The 15,501-nt window shown below is 65.5% G+C and carries 14 protein-coding genes and 1 pseudogene; 10 read left to right on the top strand and 5 right to left on the bottom strand.

What is annotated here, in order from left to right; genetic code table 11:
* Both ACLQI9_RS15105 and ACLQI9_RS15100 read left to right on the top strand, forming a co-directional pair.
* Positions 1–348, top strand: a pseudogene (locus ACLQI9_RS15105) (DUF4407 domain-containing protein); the annotation flags it as partial.
* Positions 349–660: 312 nt separating this feature from the next.
* Entirely contained in the window at positions 661–1,215 is a 555-nt protein-coding gene (locus tag ACLQI9_RS15100; RefSeq protein ID WP_442391843.1) for a peptidoglycan endopeptidase, read from the top strand.
* Positions 1,216–1,240: 25 nt separating this feature from the next.
* On the opposite strand, the gene ACLQI9_RS15095 is transcribed toward ACLQI9_RS15100, so the two are convergent.
* Positions 1,241–2,488 carry a sulfotransferase family protein gene (locus ACLQI9_RS15095; protein ID WP_442391842.1) on the bottom strand — a complete coding sequence of 416 codons (1,248 nt, stop codon included), beginning with the start codon at positions 2,486–2,488 and terminating at the stop codon, positions 1,241–1,243.
* A gap of 28 nt (positions 2,489–2,516) precedes the next feature.
* Here ACLQI9_RS15095 and ACLQI9_RS15090 point away from each other — a divergent pair, with 28 nt between their 5' ends.
* From ACLQI9_RS15090 to ACLQI9_RS15065, 6 genes are all read left to right on the top strand, one after another.
* The gene (locus tag ACLQI9_RS15090) at positions 2,517–3,092 is read left to right on the top strand and encodes a TetR/AcrR family transcriptional regulator (RefSeq protein WP_442383058.1); all 576 of its coding nucleotides are present in this window, start codon (positions 2,517–2,519) and stop codon (positions 3,090–3,092) included.
* Positions 3,089–4,213 carry a DUF1214 domain-containing protein gene (locus ACLQI9_RS15085; RefSeq protein WP_442383060.1) on the top strand — a complete coding sequence of 375 codons (1,125 nt, stop codon included), beginning with the start codon at positions 3,089–3,091 and terminating at the stop codon, positions 4,211–4,213. The genes ACLQI9_RS15090 and ACLQI9_RS15085 overlap by 4 nt, the downstream gene beginning before the upstream one ends.
* 111 nt (positions 4,214–4,324) lie before the next feature.
* The gene (locus ACLQI9_RS15080; protein ID WP_442383062.1) at positions 4,325–5,080 is read left to right on the top strand and encodes a cutinase family protein; all 756 of its coding nucleotides are present in this window, start codon (positions 4,325–4,327) and stop codon (positions 5,078–5,080) included.
* A gap of 83 nt (positions 5,081–5,163) precedes the next feature.
* Positions 5,164–6,252 (top strand): NAD(P)H-dependent amine dehydrogenase family protein, encoded by a 1,089-nt coding sequence (locus ACLQI9_RS15075; protein WP_442383064.1) that lies wholly within the window; start codon positions 5,164–5,166, stop codon positions 6,250–6,252.
* A gap of 40 nt (positions 6,253–6,292) precedes the next feature.
* Entirely contained in the window at positions 6,293–6,991 is a 699-nt protein-coding gene (locus ACLQI9_RS15070; protein ID WP_442391841.1) for an alpha/beta fold hydrolase, read from the top strand.
* Positions 6,992–7,197: 206 nt separating this feature from the next.
* Positions 7,198–7,788, top strand: coding sequence for a hypothetical protein (locus ACLQI9_RS15065; RefSeq protein WP_442383066.1), 591 nt, complete (start codon positions 7,198–7,200; stop codon positions 7,786–7,788).
* A gap of 15 nt (positions 7,789–7,803) precedes the next feature.
* Here ACLQI9_RS15065 and ACLQI9_RS15060 read toward each other — a convergent pair whose 3' ends face one another.
* A complete protein-coding gene (locus ACLQI9_RS15060; RefSeq protein WP_442383068.1) occupies positions 7,804–9,030 on the bottom strand; it encodes a cytochrome P450 in 1,227 nt (408 codons plus the stop codon).
* A gap of 230 nt (positions 9,031–9,260) precedes the next feature.
* Between ACLQI9_RS15060 and ACLQI9_RS15055 the strand changes: the two genes are divergently transcribed.
* Positions 9,261–12,515 (top strand): helix-turn-helix transcriptional regulator, encoded by a 3,255-nt coding sequence (locus tag ACLQI9_RS15055; protein WP_442391845.1) that lies wholly within the window; start codon positions 9,261–9,263, stop codon positions 12,513–12,515.
* Between the two features lies 1 nt (position 12,516).
* Here the strand turns inward: ACLQI9_RS15055 and ACLQI9_RS15050 are convergent, their stop codons facing one another.
* Together ACLQI9_RS15050 and ACLQI9_RS15045 are read right to left on the bottom strand one after the other, a co-directional pair.
* A complete protein-coding gene (locus ACLQI9_RS15050; RefSeq protein WP_442383070.1) occupies positions 12,517–13,344 on the bottom strand; it encodes a sugar phosphate isomerase/epimerase family protein in 828 nt (275 codons plus the stop codon).
* Between the two features lie 14 nt (positions 13,345–13,358).
* On the bottom strand, positions 13,359–14,123 hold the full coding sequence (locus ACLQI9_RS15045; protein ID WP_442383072.1) for an SDR family NAD(P)-dependent oxidoreductase: 765 nt from the start codon (positions 14,121–14,123) through the stop codon (positions 13,359–13,361).
* Between the two features lie 49 nt (positions 14,124–14,172).
* Here ACLQI9_RS15045 and ACLQI9_RS15040 point away from each other — a divergent pair, with 49 nt between their 5' ends.
* Positions 14,173–15,159, top strand: a complete 987-nt coding sequence (locus ACLQI9_RS15040) for an LLM class flavin-dependent oxidoreductase (protein WP_442383074.1) — start codon at positions 14,173–14,175, stop codon at positions 15,157–15,159.
* Between the two features lie 2 nt (positions 15,160–15,161).
* Here the strand turns inward: ACLQI9_RS15040 and ACLQI9_RS15035 are convergent, their stop codons facing one another.
* Positions 15,162–15,500: a hypothetical protein gene (locus ACLQI9_RS15035; protein WP_442383076.1), complete on the bottom strand. Its 339-nt coding sequence runs from the start codon at positions 15,498–15,500 to the stop codon at positions 15,162–15,164.
* Position 15,501 lies beyond the last annotated feature (1 nt).

Raw genomic sequence — 15,501 nt, 5'->3', positions numbered from 1 at the left:
GACACCTCGACTCACCCGTTGCGAACCGCGCGTCAGGTATTCGAGGAGGTCGAGGAGATCACCTTCGCGCTCAAGCGCACTCGCAAGATCGTCGTCACTACCGAGGAAAGTGTCGGCCAGGGGTCCGCACCCGCATCGGCTGCTATCGACTCCGCGGACGACCGCGACCTCGCGGCGCACCGTGGTGCGGCACAGCCGCTGTCGTCACATCGGCTATCCGCTGAGCGGGCGGACGACCTCCCGTTAGGGCCGAGTTTGCGTGAGCCACAGCACAGTCTGGCCGAACGCGACGGACCACGTGAGGTCCGTGCGGCTGACGGCCCACGGCAATTGCCCCCTGCGGAGTAGTCGTCGGGTGACACTCTATTGTGATCTTTGGCCCTAATGCGTTGCACAAAGGCATTGCGACGCAATATCGCTCACCACTGAAAATAACTCTTTCGCCGAAACCGCTTCTGTCGTAAAGTTGCAGACCTGAGACGAAACTCGGCGAAAAGTAAAGAACTGCTTAATTTTCCACACGTGTTGAATTGTGGTTCAGAAGCCTTATCTACCAGCACTTTTAGCACTGATTTGTAACGCAAGTCATTCTCAGCATGAAAAGTGATGGCACCCGCAAATTTTGGTGCGTTTCTGATCTTGTTGTTAACGTCCCGGCCCATGTTTGTTTTAGCAACGCTGATGGGCCTGCTTCAGGAGATGTCAGGCACGCCGTATATCCGCGGCGGTGATTCCCCCGCTGGGGTCGACTGTTCGGGTCTGGCTTCCTTGGTATCGAATGTCGCTACCGACAGGCCGGCTTTCGGCAACAGGTTCAACACCGGGAATGAAGAATCGGCCTTGTTGGCACGCGGCTTCCAGTACGGAACCGTCCCGGGCGCTTTGGTGATCGGCTGGAATGGCGGTCACACCGCGGTGACGCTGCCCGATGGAACACCGGTGGCCAGCGGTGAAGGCGGCGGCGTGCGCATTGGTGGCGGCGGGGCATACCAGCCCCAGTTCACCCATCACATGTATCTCCCAGTGGATCCCGGTGCATCAGAAGATGCCCCACCGCCGCCATTCGGCCCGATTCTGGTGAACGCGGTGGCTCCGGCTCCCGAGCCACCTTCGCCACCCGCGCCCGGCCCTGATCCCGTCGAGCCCGTGCAGAACGAACTGCCGCCGCCGCCGGATCCCGCGCCGGCCCCTGATCAGCCGGCCGAGGCTACCTAGGTCACACACCTAGGCCAGCCGTCCGTCACGCCAGAAAGCGATCCGTATAGCGGGTGAATCGGGCGTGCACGTCGTGCTCGTCGAGTCCGAACATCTCGGCCGACGTCGCGATCTGGCCCAACCGGCCACGCTGGTGGCCCTGCAGGTAGTCGGCCATCGCCGTGCGTGCCGCGTTTGTCAGCGGCTCGCCGGCGAGGTCGTACACCCGTTCGGCGATGCCGAGCTCGTCGGCCATGAAGTCATCGAAGCGGACGTCGGTCGAGCTCTCCGGCGGGATGACATCGCGATCGTGGACGAGGGCGTCCAGCATCGTCTGCAAGCGGTCGATCCACGACGCCGCGATCTCCTGCACCGGCACCGGAGCGCAATGCATCCGCGCGGTGTAGGTGAGCATCGCAATCATCGACAGTGCTACCGGCACAGGATCACGGTGGGTGCACACCACGATGGCGCCGGGGAAGGCGGCGTCCAGCACCCGTAACTGTTCGAGGTGCTGAGGCGACTTCAGCAGCCAGCGGCGGCCGCCGCGCAGAAACTGCAGCGCTTTCAACTGGACGGCCAGGTGCTGGTACGACGATGTCTGGTCGTGTCCCAGGTAGTAGTCGCGCCACCGGGGGACATACGCGAGAGTCTCGAACAGCATCGTGGAGAAGTCGTTGGCCAGCAGCTGGATCTCCTCGTGCACGTGCTCGGTGGTCATCTCATGCATGAGCGGAAAGAGCGGCATCGCAGCGTTCATGAACTCGACCGCAGCGTCCATCCGTGCTTTACGCGGATCAGGCTCGACACCCATCTCGGCGGGCAGCGGAAAGGGCTCGACGCTCTCCCAATAAGGGATGGTGCGGAATGTCGTGGCAGCCGCCAGCAGATTGTGCAGATGGGTGGTCCCGGTGCGCGGCAGGCCCGCGATGACGACCGGCGGTAGCAACTCGATGTCGTAGATCTCAGGGTGTCGCGCCAGCAGATCATTGAGCAGTAGCCGGTTCTTGAGCCACTGCACCAGCTGCGCGTGGAAGTTGACGATTCCCGGCCCGTGCAGGCCGCCGATTTCTCGCAGCGCCGTGAGGTAGACGTCGAGGCGCTCTCGATAGTCGTCAGGTCCGAAGTCGGTGAGCCCGGTATCGGCGGCGGCTTTGGCATGCAGCGCGTCGGCCTCCAGCGGGCAGTCTGGCGCCATCGCCGCCATGAGCTCGCGGATCTGCTCGACTTGGGGGCTGAAGTGCGGTTCAGCCAGGTCATCAAGGTGCACGAGGGCTGGAGCGGCGTCGGTCACGGCCACTTATGTTACTCTGAGTTTCGTAATGACGACAGAGCTTGGCCGGCCCCGCGATAAGCGCATCGACAGCGCGGTGCTGCGCACGACGGTCGAGTTGCTCGCCGAGACGGGTTACGCCGACCTCTCGGTCGATGCCATCGCCCGGCGGGCGGGCACCAGCAAACCGGCGATCTACCGGCGGTGGCCCAGCAAGGCGCACCTCGTCCACGAGGCGGTGTTCCCGATCAGCGACGCGACCGCATTGCCCGACACCGGGTCGCTGGCCGGCGACGTGCGCGAGATGGTTCGCCGCACCGCGGAGGTGCTCACCACCCCGGCCGCGCGGGCCGCGCTGCCCGGCCTAGTCGGTGAGATGTCCGCCGATCTGACGCTGCACTCCGCGCTGCTGGAGCGCTTCGGCGACATCCTTTCGCGCGGCCTGTCGGATCGCTTGGCCGACGCCGTCGCGCGCGGCGAGGTACGGCCGGACGTCACCGCGGCCGAAGTCGTCGAAGTCGTCGCCGGCACCACGTTCCTGGCGCTGCTCACCCGCGGTGACGCACTCGACGATTCTTGGGTAGACCGCACAGCCGCATTCATAACGAGAGGAATCAGCAGATGAGTGACAGGGCTTACGAGTCCACCGCCGCATGGCACGAGTTGGTGCAGACCCTGGGTAGCCTCGACCGCTCCTTCCTCGACGGCGACCGCGCCGTCACCGACGACCGGCACATCGCCGACGGCTACCGCATGATGGCGACCACACTGGGCGTAGCCTTCGACACCTATCTGTTCACCGAGCCCAGTCGACCCCAGTTCGTCGACGTCAATACGCCGTTCCGGCGGGATCGACGATGGGGAGGCGACAACACGGACGCTTACTATTCCATCTGCCCGGTCGATCCCAAGCGCCGCTATCGCATCAGCGGCAACCGAGGCGACAGCGTCTACTTCTCGCTGACCGCCTACAACGAACCATCGCCGGGCACCTGGTCGGACCGCATCGTGGCACTCGTGCGCGACGACGACCTTCAGATCGACGCGGCCAACAACTTCTCCTTCGAACTCGGGCCCACACCCGACGCGGCGGTTCTGATGACCCGCGACTATCAGGCCGACCCGCTGACCGGTCGCCCGGTCAGCTGGCGTATCGAGGCGCTCGACGAACCGGAACCGATCCGACACGGGGATGCCGAGACCGCTACCCGGCTGCGGGCCAGCGCCGCCTGGCTGCGCACGATGTTCGCGATCCTCCCGCTCGCCGTCGGGGCGCGGGTCGTCGAGGCGCACGCGCTGGGCCATGAGATCGCGCACGCGGCCAACCAATTCGCCGACCCCTACCAAGTCCCGGACGCCAACTTCGGCTGGTCGGCGCGTGACGCCTGTTACTCCTACGGCAGTTACGTGCTCGACGAGGACGAAGCGCTCGTCATCACCCACCGGCCGCCGCGGTGCAGGTTCTGGAACCTGGTCGTGTGGAACCAATTCATGGCCACCCACGGCGTCACCGATGCGCGCAGCTCGGTCAACGGACACAGCGCGGTGCTCAACGCGGACGGCTCGGTGACGATCGTCATCTCCCGCGGCATGACGGCGCACCCGAATTCCCTGACCACACTTGACTATCCCCGTGGCAACCTCGCCTTCCGGTGGTTTCTTGCCGACGAGGTCCCGGCGCGGCCGGAGGTGCGGCTGGTGAAGCTGCCGGAGGCACCGACGAGCGTTGACGCAACACCACGCTGAATCACTCTGCTTAACCCGGCGTTAACAGGTGCTCGGGAGTGCTTCGGCGACAGGTATGTAAGGTGGAAATTCTTAGTTTATGTAGCCAATCTCGAGGGAACCTTCTGCGTCATGATTGCGCGTCACATCACTTACCTGCTTGGTACCGCGGTAGCCACAACATCGGGACTGGTTGCTGCCGTCCTTCCGGCCGCTGCCGTCCCCTCCGCGTCCGCCCAGCCCTGCCCCGACACCGAGGTGGTCTTCGCCCGCGGTACCGGTGAAGCTCCCGGTGTTGGCCCGACCGGAGAGGCGTTCGTCGACACCTTGCGCGGCCGCCTGGGCGGAAGATCAATGGACGTATATCCGGTCAACTACCCCGCCAGCGACCAGTGGTCGACCGGACTCGACGGAATCAGAGATGCCGTCGCCCACGTTGTTTCCGAGGCCGCAGCCTGCCCCAATACCAAGATGGTGCTCGGCGGTTACTCACAAGGCGCAGCCGTGATGGGCCTCGTCACCTCGCCTGCCGTCCCGGATTCGATACCAACTGACGTTGACCCGGCGACCATCCCTAAACCCCTGCCGCCTGACGTAGCGGACCACGTCGCGGCGGTCGTGTTGTTCGGATCGCCCAATGCGCGGGCTATGGACTTCCTGGGCCAGCCGCAGGTTGTCATCGGCCCGCTGTATCAGGCCAAGACCATCAAGGTGTGTGCCACCGAGGACCCGATTTGCTCGGACGGGATGAACTTCGCCGCGCACGATACATACGCAGATGATGGGGACGTGATTAGCCAGGGGGTCGACTTCGCAGCGAGCCGCCTGCAGGCAACTCCCGGCACTCCAGTGCCGGCTACGTCTCCACGGCACGGCTTCGGAGACTGAAGCCCGCCACCGTGGTCGGATTTCGTGCCCTGGACTAGCGTCTAGAACGTCTGTGCGCTGGCATCCAGGGACGGAGGACACCCATGGCGATCCGCGTCGCCCACGTCGGCACCGGGAATGTCGGCCGTTTGGCGTTGACCGAGCTGGTCAGCAATCCTCAGTTCGAGCTGACCGGGCTGTGCGTCTCGTCGCCGGAGAAGGTCGGCAAGGACGCCGGAACACTCGCCGGGCTGGACGTGTCCACGGGCATCAGGGCAGTCGACGACCTCGACGCGGTGCTCGCCACCGCGCCTGAGTGCGTCGTCTACTGCGCGATGGGTGACACCCGACTGCCTGAGGCGATGGCCGACGTCATGCGCATCCTGGCCGCCGGTATCAACGTCGTCGGGTCGTCGCCGGGGCTGCTGCAATATCCGTGGGGTGTGATGCCCGACAAGTACATTGTCCGCGTCGAAGATGCTGCGCGGCAAGGCAACTCGAGTATCTTTATCAACGGCGTCGACCCGGGATTTATCAACGACCTCATCCCGTTCGCGCTCGCCAGCACCTGCCAGCGCGTCGAGCAGGTGCGATGCATGGAGATCGCCGATTACGCAACGTACGACGGCGCAGAGGTGATGCACTACATGGGGTTCGGCCGGCCCCTGGATGACATACCGATGCTGCTGCAACCGGGCATCCTCAGCATCGCCTGGGGCACGGCGATCCGTCAGTTGGCCGCCGGGCTCGGCATCGAGGTCGACGAGATCACCGAGTCATACCAGCGCGAGCCGGCGCCGGAAGACTTCGACATCGCGGTGGGACGGGTGGCCAAGGGAACCCTGGCCGCGTTGCAGTTCGAGATCCGCGGCATGGTCGACGGCCACCCCGCGATCGCCATCGAGCACATCACCCGGCTGCGCCCGGATCTGCGGCCGGACTGGCCCCAGCCCGCATCCGGCGGCGGATCGTATCGCGTCGAGATCGTCGGGGAGCCTTCCTACGCCGTGGACATCGTCCCGACCAGCCTTAAGGGCGACCACAATCACGCCGCGATCGCCGGCGCCGCAGGCCGGATCGTCAACGCCATCCCGGCGGTGGTCGCGGCGCCGCCGGGAATCAGGACGACGCTCGATTTGCCGCTGATCACCGGGAAGGGGCTCTACGCACGGGAGGAAATCGCAGCGATCTAAATGATCGTCCAGCACACCGTCAACCGAAAGGCTGTCCGGCATGAGCCCTGAGACGTCCTCGCCCACAGTGGTACTCGTCCACGGAGCCTGGGCCGACGGATCCAGCTGGAGTCGAGTCATCACCGGGCTGTATCAGGCCGGGATCGCGGTCATAGCCGCCCCTATCCCGCTCACCTCTCTCGCCGACGACGTCGACGCTCTGGACCGCACCATCGACAGGACCGAGGGTCCGGTCGTCGTGGCCGGACACGCCTACGCCGGCGGTGTCATCGGGGCCACCAAGCATCCACGCGTGCGTGCGCTGGTCTACGTGGCCGCGTTGGCGCCCGACGAGGGCGAAACCGTGGCCGATGTCTTCTACCGCGATCACCCGCACCCCGACGCGCCAGAGCTCAAGCCCGACGATCACGGTTGGATCTGGCTGCCTGTCAACGCCTTTGGGATCGCATTCGCCCAGCAGGGAAATCCCGAAGACCACGCGGTGCTGGCGGCGGTGCAGCGACCCATCGCCGTGCAGTGTATCCAGCAACCTGTGCCGAAACCCGGGTGGAAAGACCGCCCGTCCTGGTACCTCATCGCCGAGCAAGACCGGATGATCAACCCGATCACCCAGAAGTTCATGGCCGAACGCATGCACGCCAATGTTCGTACTCACGATGCCGACCATGCTCCGCTCATCACCCGACCGCACACTGTGGTCGACATCATTTCCGAAGCCGTACGCAATGCAAATGCTTAGCTGAAACTCATTCGTAGGCAGGGTATTTCGAAGATTTGACGATTTGCGCCAAGTGCACGGCGTTACGTGCTGCGGCGGCGGTCAAGCATGCGAACCCGAAACTGCTTTGCGTGTGCTGACATCGCCGAGAAAGGCAACCTCCGAGCAGATAAATCCGCCCTGGGTTAACGTTTTCCGATTAGCTCGGTGAAAGGGAGTACGGCCCGATGAGGATTTCGCACACGATGATCGCCGGAGTAATCGCGGCGTCGATGCTGGCCGGGGTGACGCTGGTCGGCTGTAGTAGCCATTCGACGTCATCGACGCCGACGTCGGGATCAGTCACCACCACCACCACGCACGCCCAGCTGAGCGACTACACCACGCTTTTGATCAAGGCCAGCGATATCAATGCCCCGGAACCTTTCACGGCCGGCCCAGCGGTCAAGAACCCGAACGGCCAACAGGGCGCAACAACCACGTTCAGCGACCAAGACCATTCCCACGCGATAATCGATACTATCCAGGTCCTGCCGGACCCTGCCGCTGCTGCGAACGCGCTGGATTCGGCGAGGGCAATGCAGCATGAAACGCTCCAGGCAAAACCCATTTCGGTTGACGTCGGGGTCGACGGCACGACGATCACCGGAACGTCGCCGGACCGGTCCAAGGGCGTGACGGTGTTGCTGTTCACTCAGGGCAAGGCGTTCGTCAGCCTGGAGTTCGACGGCCCCTCCTACGCGCTGGCACCGCCGGAATTCATCCACGACGTCGGCGACAAGCAAGACGCCGCCATCAAAAAGGGACTTGGTGGTTAGTGCTGTCCGGCGTCTTTAGTGTCCGGCGTCGAATTCGAGGGGCAGCGTGGTCGGGCCGGTGATACCGGTGAGTTGGCTCCAGTGGGCAAGTCCGCCGGAGCGCGGATTGGGCATGCGGCTGGTGATGATGCGCAGAGCTTCGACGAGTTCGAGTTGGGCCAGGTGCGAGCCCAGGCAGTAGTGCGCGCCGCTGCCGAACGACAGGATCGGCGCCGACAGCTCGCGGCTGATGTCTAGGCGGTCAGGGTCGTCGTAGACGGCTGGGTCGCGGTGGGCCGCAGCGATGTTGGCGACCACGAGGGACCCGGCCGGAATGGTCACACCACCTAAGTCGATGTCTTCGGCCGCCACTCGTACGAGAGCGAAAACGATTGGGACGTAGCGCATCAGCTCGTTGACGGCGTTACCGGCCAGCTCCGGGTGCTCGCCCAACAGTGCCCACTGGTCGGGGTGTTTGCACAAGAAGTAAACCGCTGCCGCCAGTTGGTTGCGAGTGGTGTCGGTACCGGCAATAAGGAGAGTGGAGGCGAGCATCAGAAGTTCGCGGTGGCTGAGTCGGTCACCGTCCTCCTCGGCGCGGATCAGGTCCGAGATCAGGTCGTCGGTGAGGTTGTCCCGGCGTTGCGCGAGCATCCCTTCGAGATAGGCGTCGAGCTCTTCCCACGCCGCAGCGATGACGGGCTCGTCGTTAGCGACATTCCAGTCGAATATTTTCTTAATGTCATCAGCCCAAGCGGAGAACAGCTGCCAGTCTTGACGCGGTACACCGAGCAGCGCGCAGATGATCGGGGTGGGGTATCGACGGGCGATCTCCGCGACCACGTCGCAGCGCCCCGCGGCCGCGAGCGGGTCGACGAGTTCAGTCATGACGTCGACGATGAGCGTCCGTAGCCGCTCGGCGCCGCGTGGGGTAAAGGCCTTCGACACAAGTCGGCGCAGCCGGTGGTGCGTCTCGCCTTCGAGCCCCAGGATGCTCTGGTTCACTCTGTCCCACACCGGGCCTGACGTGATGCCCTGTGCGGCCATCACCGGCTTCACCGCAGGGACGAAGCGGGAGTCGCGCAGCACGGCGCGGACCAGTTCGTGGCTCAAGATCTCCGGCCCGTGTGGTCCGATCGCGATCGCCCCCTGCCGGCGTGCCTGCCGGATGACGCGGTGCGCCTCGTCGGGATCGTTCAGGTGGTCGTAGGCAATCGACGGCAGGCCCGCTTCCCAAACGGTCGGGCAGATGCTGGTTGTCATGATGGATCTCCTCGGATCGCGGTTGAGTCGACCGTCGCCCATCGTGAGTCTCGAACCATCCGCCGTAACTCGTAGATTTCGGCGAGCAGGGTCGTAGATTGCGCCGCCGCGGGCCGCGATCTACGCGTTTGTGCTGATGTTTTGCGGTTCGCGGGGGCCGCATGCTGGCTAGCATGAGCGAGATCGATCCACGCGTGGATGCGCCGTTGGTGGACTGGAGCGAGCTGGGCGTGAGCGGGCTATTACCGACGGGCACCGTGACGTTGCTGTTGGCCGACGTCGAGGGCTCCACACGGCTCTGGGAAACCCAGCCCGACGAGATGACGGCCGCGATCGCGCGGCTCAATCAGACGGTGGCGGAGGTCATCGCCGCCCGCGACGGGGTGCGCCCAGTCGAGCAGGGTGAGGGTGACAGCTTCGTGGCGGCGTTCGCCCGCGCTTCGGATGCGGTGGCGGCGGCGCTGGAGTTGCAGCGCGCGCCGCTGGCGCCGATCCGGTTGCGCATCGGGGTGCATACCGGCGAAATCCAGCTGCGCGATGAAGGCAATTACGCCGGCCCGACTATCAACCGCACCGCGCGGCTGCGCGATCTCGGCCACGGCGGCCAAACCCTGCTGTCGGGCACCACTGAGGACTTGGTGGCCGAGCGACTCCCGGCCGACGCGTGGTTGACCGATTTGGGCACTCATCCGCTGCGTGATCTGCCTCGTCCCGAGCGGGTGGTGCAGCTGTGCCATCCCGACCTGGTGAACGAGTTCCCGCCGCTGCGGGTATCGAAAGCCGTTGTTTCCCAGCACTTGCCGGTGCAACTCACCAGCTTCGTGGGTCGTGACGCCGAACTGGCCCAGGTGCGCGGGCTGCTGAGCGAGAATCGGTTGCTGACCCTGACCGGTGCCGGTGGAGCGGGTAAGACCCGCCTGGCAATACAGCTTGCGGCACAGCTGACCGACGAATTCGGCGACGGGGTTTGGTATGTGGATCTGGCACCGATCACCGACCCCGACCTGGTGCCGGTCGCCGCGGCCCGCGCGCTGGGGCTGCCCGACCAGCCCGGCCGCTCCACCATGAACACACTCATCCGGTTTGTCGCCGACCGGCGGATGCTGGTCGTGCTGGATAATTGTGAACATCTGCTCGATGCGTGCGCCGATCTGGTCGTGGCTCTGCTCGGCGCCGCGGCTGGGTTGACGCTGTTGGCGACGAGCCGGGAACCGATCGGGGTGGCCGGTGAGGTGAGCTGGCGGGTGCCGTCGCTGTCGCTGGCCGACGAAGCGATTGAACTGTTTACCGACCGGGCCAGGCGCGTCCGGCCCGATTTCGCCATCAGCGACGACAACGCCGCGACGGTGAGCGAGATTTGCGCGCGCCTGGATGGGTTGCCGCTGGCGATCGAGCTGGCCGCGGCGCGGGTGCGCGCCTTGTCGCTGGTGGAGATCTTGGACAGCCTGCATGACCGGTTCCGGCTGTTGACCGGCGGTGCGCGCACCGCGGTGCGCCGCCAACAGACGCTGCGCGCCTCAGTCGATTGGTCACACGCGTTATTGACCGAACCCGAACGAGTGCTCTTTCGCCGGCTGGCCGCCTTCCTGGGCAGCTTCGACCTCGACGCCGCCCAAACAGTCGCAGGCGGCGGCGACGTACAGCGCTACCAAGTGCTCGATCAGCTCACCCTGCTGGTGGATAAGTCGCTGGTGGTCGCCGACAACAGCGGGGGTCGAACCCGCTACCGGCTGCTGGAAACGGTGCGTCAATACGCGCTGGAAAAGCTCGGCGAGTCCGGCGAGGCCGATGCCGTCCGGTCGCGTCACCGCGATTACTACACCTCGCTAGCGGCTGCGGTCGACGCACCGGCAGGCAGTGATTATGAGCAGCGTCTCGATCAGGCCGAAACCGAGATCGACAACCTGCGCGCCGCATTTTCGTGGAGTCGCGAAAACTCCGACACCGCGCTTGCTTTGACGCTGGCGTCGTCGCTGCAACCGCTGTGGCAAGCGCGGGGACGCGTCCGCGAAGGGCTGACCTGGTTCGACAGCGTCCTTACCCACGAGGTCGCACAGGACGTCGAGGTGGCGGCCGCGATACGCGCCCGGGCGCTGGCCGACAAAGCGGTGATTGACTTAGTGTTGGGCGCTTCCGACAGCGTGGATCGGGCGCAGCAAGCCTTGGCGCTCGCGCGCGACATCGATGACCCGGCCGTGCTGGCCAGGACGCTGACCGCCTGCGGCTTGACCGCCGCCTACAACGCCGAACTGGCAGGAACTTACTTCGCCGAGGCGATCGAACTCGCCCGGGCCTTGGACGATCGGTGGCGGCTCAGCCAGATCCTGGCCTGGCAGGCCGACGCAGCAGTTGCCGCCGGTGACCCGATCGCGGCGCGCAGGGTCGCCGAAGAAGGACGCGACCTCGCCGACACGATCGGTGACGGGTTCAACTCGCGGCACTGCCGCGTATGCGCGGGTGTGGCGCGGTTGTGGCAGGGCGAAACGGCAGGAGCCGCCGCAGAATTCCGCGCGGTGGCCGCCGAGGCCAAGACCGCTCACGATGCGATCTCTGAGGCGATTAGCCTCGCGCACCAGGGCACCGCGCTGGCGTGGCACGGCGACACGGCTGCGGCCCGCGCCGCAGCCGACGCCAGCCTCGAATTCGCATCCGAATTCAGCGGGCTCGCCGCAAGCGTCGGTTACTTCGCGTTGGGAAACGCGGCCTTGGCCGCCGGCGATGTCACGACCGCCCTGGCCGCGACCACGGCGGCCTGGGAGCACGGGAGTTTCGCGCCGGGGTTTGCGGCGCACCTGCGCCCCGTCATCGCGCATGCCACACTGGCGGGCGGGGATCTGATCGCGGCCCGGCGCTGGGCCGACGACGCGGTCGCGACGGCGCCGGGCTGGGCCGTGCTGAGGTGGGCGCTGACCACACGCGCCCGCGTGGCGATCGCGCAGGGTGAGCCAGAGCAGGCTGAGCGGGACGCCCATGACGCGCTGGCGAGCATTCCCGAAGGTTTCTATTTGGGCGTTTCCGACACCCTGGAGTGCCTCGCCACGCTAGCCGGGAACGCTGGCAGTCACCGCGAAGCCGCCCGGCTTTTCGGCGCGGCAGCGGCCATCCGGCAGCGGATGGGCGCGGTGCGGTTCAAGGTCTGGGACGCCGACTACGAAGCCTCGGTGGCAGCGCTGAGAAATGCAGTGGGCCAGGCGGACTTTGAATCGGCAAGGGCCGAGGGCACCGCCCTCTCCACCGAGGAGGCGATCGCCTACGCCCAGCGCGGCCGCGGCGAACGCAAACGGCCAGCCAGCGGCTGGGCCTCACTCACCCCGACTGAGCTCGACGTCGTGCGGCTCGTCAGCGAAGGACTCGCCAACAACGACATCGCCGCAAGGCTTTTCGTCTCACCGCGCACGGTGCAGACCCACCTCACCCACGTCTACACCAAACTGGGCCTGAGCTCGCGCGTCCAACTCGTCCAAGAAGCGGCCCGCCACAACTGATTCAACGGATTTCGTCGGCGCGAGCCAGCACCGCCCGGGCGCTCTTGACGCACGGCAGTAATCGGTCGTAGGCACTGACGCCGGCCTCGGCGCGGGAGAGCATCGGCACCTCCAACCCGACGACGCGATCACCTGGCAGGGCTGCCAACATCTCGGCCAGCGGCAACTCGCCTTCACCTGGTGCCATTCGGTGATACATGGCCTCCTCGGCATAGTTGTATTCCCGAGTGGACCGCAGTGGGACATCACAGAGCTGTACGTGACCGATCCGTTCTGCGGGCAGCGATCGAAGATCGTCCGGGCCGGCGCCGGAGCGGGCCACATGCATGGTGTCGATCAGCAGGGTGATCTCCTCCCGGCCTACGTGCTCGACGGCGGCCATGGCGGTCGGCAGGTCCGCGATGGCCAGGCCTGGAACGGGTTCGACGCTCGTCACAATGCCTCGATCGGCGGCCAAGTCGGTGAGCACGGCAAGTTCATCGAACGTGCGCGCCCGGTCCGCCTCCAAGCTGACCGTGTTGATCCGCGGGATCCGCAGTTCGGCCATGATGTCCAGATCGCCGGCATAGGAACGAACGTCGACACCCGGTGCGATAAGCAGGCCCTCCCCCAATGAGATCGATATGCCGCGGTCGTCCATGGCCGCCATCAGCTCGCGGCGCAATCCGGGATCGTCGCGCAGCGAAAATGGTTGGTAACCCAGCTGTTTGAGCACAAAGCCGTCTAATCCGGTGGTGATGTAGCGGCATCCCAGATCGGCGACAAGCTGGACGTAGTCGATTGGCGGCATGCCGAAGACGCAGAGCATCTCGATGCCGAGGCGATTCATCGCAGCCTTTCCGGTCAGCCGCCGACCATGGCGAGGCCGCCATCAACCGGGATCAACTGTCCGGTGATGAACCCGGCCCCGTCACCGGCAAGGAATACCAACACCGGCCCCAGGTCACTGGCCGGGTCACCGAGCTTGCCGCCGAGCGGAATTGACAACCTCATCTGCTGATCGATGAATGCCGCGGCATCCGGACCCAGGAATTCCCGCAGCCGATCGGCGCCCGGGGTTTGCACTGCCGGCGCCAGCGCATTGACGGTGACCCGGTCGGCGCCCCAAGCTTTGGCCGCCGACCGGGTCCAGGCTTGAACGGCACCCTTGGTGGCGGCGTACACCGCGGAGATCGGGCTGCCCATAACCGCCTCGGACGACCCGAAATTGATGATCCGACCGCCGCTCCCCCGCATCACAGCGTGCGCCGCTTGATTGGTGAGAATCGTTCCTTTGATGTTGGTTGCCAGTAGGAAGTCGATCTCGTCGCCGGTGATCTGCCCGGGCACTCCGGCCTGCCATAAGCCGGCGGCGTTCACCAGGACATCGAGGCCGCCAAGGTCCTGCACCGCGCCACGAAACGCCGCGTCAACCGAGTTGGCTTCGCGGACATCGCACTGCAGCCAGGTCACCGGGGCGACGTCCGCGGCAGGAGCGGTTCGATGGTATGTCGCGACCACGCGCGCCCCTGCGTCGTGCAGCACCCGCACCGCGGCGGCGCCGATACCGGTGGCGCCGCCGGTGATCAGAATGCGCCGACCCGCCAGCGATGAATGAGGTACGGTCATGGCCGCGGAGTCTATCTGTCTGTAAAGAGCCAATGTCAGGTAACGGCCCATGTATTCGATGCGGTTCGACATGCGCGCCCCCGATTTCGGGGCGGCGCCGACCGAGCTCTACGAGGCCGCCGTCGACATGTGCGCATGGGCCGAAACACGAGGCTGCCTCGCCGCAGTCATCTGCGAACACCACGGTTCGCCGGACGGCTATCTGCCAACACCAATGATCCTCGGCAGTGCCATCGCTGCGCGCACGAAGCAGTTGATGATGACGCTCATCGTCATCCTCCCGTTCTACGATCCCGTTCGGCTTGCCGAGGAGATCGCCGTCCTGGACATCCTGAGCAAGGGGCGCGCAAGCTACGTGTTCGGGTTGGGTTATCGGCCTGAGGAGTACCAGCATTTCGGGCTCGATCTGCGGGCCCGCGGACGAATGGCCGACGAAAAGCTTGACCTGCTGCGTCGTCTGCTTGCCGGCGATGTGGTGCAGCACGAGGGCCGCCGAATCAAGGTGACGCCCTCGCCGTCCTCGCCGCAGGGGCCGCTAATGATGTGGGGCGGAGGAAGTTTGGCTGCGGCACGACGCGCCGGACGCTACGGCCTCGGTTATCTCGCGCAGGGTGACGTCCCCGGCTCGCAGGAGGCGTACGAAGCCGCCTCTCGTGCGCACGGACATCAGCCCGGTATGACGCTGCTGCCTGATCGCGATACGCCGAGCGTGTGTTTCGTCGCCCCCGACGTCGACCTGGCCTGGCGGGAGATCGGACCGCACCTGCTGCACGACGCGCGCGCGTATGCCGAATGGAACCCGGGCAACCAGACATCGGCGGGTATCGCGGAGGCCAGCGATGTCGATGAGCTGCGGGCGATGTCGCGGACGCACCGCATCTTCACCGCTGACGAAGCGATCGCGCATATTCGCGGTGGCGGCATGCTCACCCTTTCGCCGTTGTGCGGTGGCATCCCGCCCGACATCGCCTGGAAGTACCTGCGCTACGTCGACGAGGCGGTGATACCCGCGCTGCGCAGCGCGGTCGGCGGATAGCTCTACACGTCTGTTCCGCCGGAATGCCTGCTGACCAGGACAATCATGCCCACTGCGGGCAAGGCGCCGACGGCAAAGATGGCGAACTGCCATGCCCAGCCCGTCGCTTTGCGTCCGAGGTCTTCGCTGTGCAGGATCTCGTCACGGCCGGGCGTTCGGGCTGCGCAGCCGCGGGACTTGGCCCACCAGTCGTTTTGCACGAGCTGATAGCCGTGGCTATTGACCCAGGCCTGACAATCCTGGCTGACGCCCCAGAACCCGCGAAAGAGCGCTCCGCAGACGCCGATCAAGAAGGCTACGACTGCAATCCCCCACAGCAACGTGCGCCATCGGATTGCCACC

This window comes from Mycobacterium sp. (assembly GCF_052143115.1).
In the GTDB taxonomy this organism is placed as follows: Bacteria; Actinomycetota; Actinomycetes; order Mycobacteriales; family Mycobacteriaceae; genus Mycobacterium.
This window is presented reverse-complemented; position numbering and strand designations above follow the sequence as displayed.

Bases quoted from the DNA above. Each gene is read 5' to 3' on its own strand.
- ACLQI9_RS15100 (WP_442391843.1), top strand. From the start codon at position 661: ATGTTTGTTTTAGCAACGCTGATGGGCCTGCTTCAGGAGATGTCAGGC.
- ACLQI9_RS15090 (WP_442383058.1), top strand. From the start codon at position 2,517: ATGACGACAGAGCTTGGCCGGCCCCGCGATAAGCGCATCGACAGCGCG.
- ACLQI9_RS15085 (WP_442383060.1), top strand. From the start codon at position 3,089: ATGAGTGACAGGGCTTACGAGTCCACCGCCGCATGGCACGAGTTGGTG.
- ACLQI9_RS15080 (WP_442383062.1), top strand. From the start codon at position 4,325: ATGATTGCGCGTCACATCACTTACCTGCTTGGTACCGCGGTAGCCACA.
- ACLQI9_RS15075 (WP_442383064.1), top strand. From the start codon at position 5,164: ATGGCGATCCGCGTCGCCCACGTCGGCACCGGGAATGTCGGCCGTTTG.
- ACLQI9_RS15070 (WP_442391841.1), top strand. From the start codon at position 6,293: ATGAGCCCTGAGACGTCCTCGCCCACAGTGGTACTCGTCCACGGAGCC.
- ACLQI9_RS15065 (WP_442383066.1), top strand. From the start codon at position 7,198: ATGAGGATTTCGCACACGATGATCGCCGGAGTAATCGCGGCGTCGATG.
- ACLQI9_RS15060 (WP_442383068.1), bottom strand. From the start codon at position 9,030: ATGACAACCAGCATCTGCCCGACCGTTTGGGAAGCGGGCCTGCCGTCG.
- ACLQI9_RS15050 (WP_442383070.1), bottom strand. From the start codon at position 13,344: ATGAATCGCCTCGGCATCGAGATGCTCTGCGTCTTCGGCATGCCGCCA.
- ACLQI9_RS15045 (WP_442383072.1), bottom strand. From the start codon at position 14,123: ATGACCGTACCTCATTCATCGCTGGCGGGTCGGCGCATTCTGATCACC.
- ACLQI9_RS15040 (WP_442383074.1), top strand. From the start codon at position 14,173: ATGTATTCGATGCGGTTCGACATGCGCGCCCCCGATTTCGGGGCGGCG.